This is a genomic window from Aeromonas sp. HMWF015 (assembly GCF_963878965.1).
In the GTDB taxonomy this organism is placed as follows: domain Bacteria; phylum Pseudomonadota; class Gammaproteobacteria; order Enterobacterales; family Aeromonadaceae; genus Aeromonas; species Aeromonas veronii.
In genome coordinates, this window is the sequence record NZ_CAWNZT010000210.1 from 15165 (window position 1) to 17677 (window position 2513).

Sequence of the window (2513 nt, forward strand, 5' to 3'; positions counted from 1 at the left end):
CTCTCGCCGTGGCGAAGGGGCCGCGACCGTGCTGCTGCGCTGGGTACAACAACAGGTGCTGACAGCGCCGGTGCTGATCAGCTGCGGCGAAGACAATCTGGCTTCCCACAAGGTCATTACGGCCGCCGGGGGCGTGTTACTGGGACGGCGCTTCCATCCGGGGGATCGCAACTGGCTGGAGATGTATCAGCTAGCCCCCTGCCCCAGCCGACCATAGCCGCAGCAGTAATAAAAAGAGCGCCCCGAAGGCGCTCTTTTTGCGAACGTGACAAGACCGTTAGTAGCTGTCTTCCTGCTCCGCCTTCATCCGGGCCTGACGGGCATAGGCCTCCTCCTCGGCGCTCTCAATCTCCTGCAGCACCGACTCGAGATCGATGGCGGCGCGGCTCTCTTCAAAGTGACCGGTCAGCTCGCTATCGGGGGTGAGTTTACCATCTTCAAACAGCGCCCACATCTCCAGGGCATAACGGGTCTTGAGCAGCTCGGGGGCATACATACCGTAGTAGTTGCGCATATTGTTGACGTCCCGCTCCAGCATCGCCTTGGCCTGGTTGTTGGCGGCGGCATCCACCACCTGGGGCAGGTCGATAATGACAGGGCCCTGGCTATCCACCAGCACGTTGAACTCGGAGAGATCGCCGTGGATAAGACCGGCGCAAAGCATCCGCACCACATAGCGGATCACCTTGTGGTGATCGATGACCGCCTGCTCGGGGGTGAGTGCCACATCGTTGAGGCGCGGCGCGACATTGCCATCCTCATCGGTGATAAGTTCCATCAAGAGGACACCATCGAGGCAGACATAGGGCTGCGGCACCCGCACACCGGCCGCCGCCAGCTTGAACAGGGCGTCGACCTCGGTGTTCTGCCACACCTCTTCATGCTGCTTGCGACCGTACTTGGAGCCCTTCTCCATGGCGCGGGCGCTGCGGCTGTTACGCACCTTGCGCCCCTCCTGATAGACCACGGCCTGCTTGAAGCTGCGCTTGGACGCCTCTTTATAGACTTTGGCGCAGCGGATCTCGTCGCCGCAGCGCACCACATAGACGTCGGCCTCTTTGCCGCTCATCAACCGGCTGACGACCTCATCGACCAGGCCGTCATCAACCAGAGGTTGGATTCGATTTGGAATTTTCATGGCCGCCCTTTTACCCTATTTCCGCTCTCGAAGATAGCTCCGCGCACGCTCACCTGCCTCTCCCTTTCATAAGACACCCTGTTATCCCCTGTTTGCGCTGTTTTTGTCCACCCGTTCGCCTTAAAAACCACCAGCAGCGGGCCATAAGCGCGAGACCCCTGTACCAACAAAAATGGCCCGCAAGCGGGCCAATTTTCAAGGTTCGGGCGGCAAACCCTGACGAATGCGCTGGATCCCCGCTTCATAGAGGCCGTCATCCCCCTCCTGATGCTCCAGGGTTTCGAAGATCTTGAGAAACCACATGTACTGCTCGGGATGGCGTGCCACCTGCATCTCCACCACCCGGTTCATGGCATTGACGTCTGCCAACAGATCGGCGGTGGGATAAGGGTCAAACGGCGGCTCGATCTCCAGCAGATAGCGCCCCTCATCCTCGTCATAGCTGGCGAAGATGGGTACGGCTCTGGCACCGGTCAGCTTCACCAGCTTGGGCAAGGCTGGCAGGGTTGCCTTGGGGCGGCCAAAGAAGGGAACAAACACGCTCGCCTCGCGGCCGTGATCCTGATCCGGCAGGTAGAAAAAACTGGCACCAGCGCGGATCGACTTGATCGCCGGTTTGATGCCGGCGCTGCGCTCATAGACCTTACCTGCTTTGGCCCGCTCGCGGTTGATGTACCAGTCGAACACCTCATCTTTCGGGCTCTTCATCATGGTGCACATCTCGATGCCCATCATGGAGAAGTAGCGGCCAATCATGTCGACCGCCCAGGTATGAGGCACCACCAGGATCACCGGACGGCCCGCGGCTTGCTCCGCTTGCACATGCTCCCAGCCGGTGACCTTGATGCGGCTGGTCAGCCGCGCCTTGCTGCGCCAGCTGAGCTCGCCAAAGCCCATAAAGGTCTTGAGCCCGACCCGGATCGATTTGAGCAGCAGCGCCTGCCGTGCGGCGGCATCCAGCTCGGGAAAGCAGATCTTGAGGTTGGTATCGGCGATATAGGCCTGCTTTTTCGAAAAACGCAGCAGGGTTGGAGAGATCAGATCGGCAAAGCGATCCCTCAATCTCGCAGGAGTAAATGCCAGCAGGGAGAGCAGGCCCAGCGCACACCAGCTGCCCCACCATTTGGGATGCAGCAGGCGGCTATGAAATGAGGTATCAAATACCGGATCTAACGCAGACATGGCGGCCATCAAGTCATCAAAAACAAACGGTTATTGTAGTTATCCTGACATTTTTTTCTACCCTGGGGAGGCTGGCCATCGACCTGCAAGGCACTGATCAGACTAGTTATCATAAAAAATGGCCCACCTGGGGCCATTTCAATCAATCAAAATTCAGGGTCAGCCGTGGGGCGACAATCCCTTGCGGATCCGG

At 59.1% G+C, this 2513-nt stretch carries 2 protein-coding genes and 1 pseudogene; 1 reads left to right on the plus strand and 2 read right to left on the minus strand.

The features are described 5' to 3' along the window. Nucleotides 1-217, plus strand: a pseudogene (locus tag AACS18_RS23405) (GNAT family N-acetyltransferase); the annotation flags it as partial. A 60-nt stretch (nucleotides 218-277) separates the two neighbouring features. Here AACS18_RS23405 and AACS18_RS11475 read toward each other — a convergent pair. Then, nucleotides 278-1138, minus strand: a complete 861-nt coding sequence (locus tag AACS18_RS11475; protein WP_108612337.1) for a PA4780 family RIO1-like protein kinase — start codon at nucleotides 1136-1138, stop codon at nucleotides 278-280. Between the two features lie 195 nt (nucleotides 1139-1333). Continuing rightward, nucleotides 1334-2329, minus strand: a complete 996-nt coding sequence (locus AACS18_RS11480; protein ID WP_181363263.1) for an LpxL/LpxP family acyltransferase — start codon at nucleotides 2327-2329, stop codon at nucleotides 1334-1336. Nucleotides 2330-2513 lie beyond the last annotated feature (184 nt).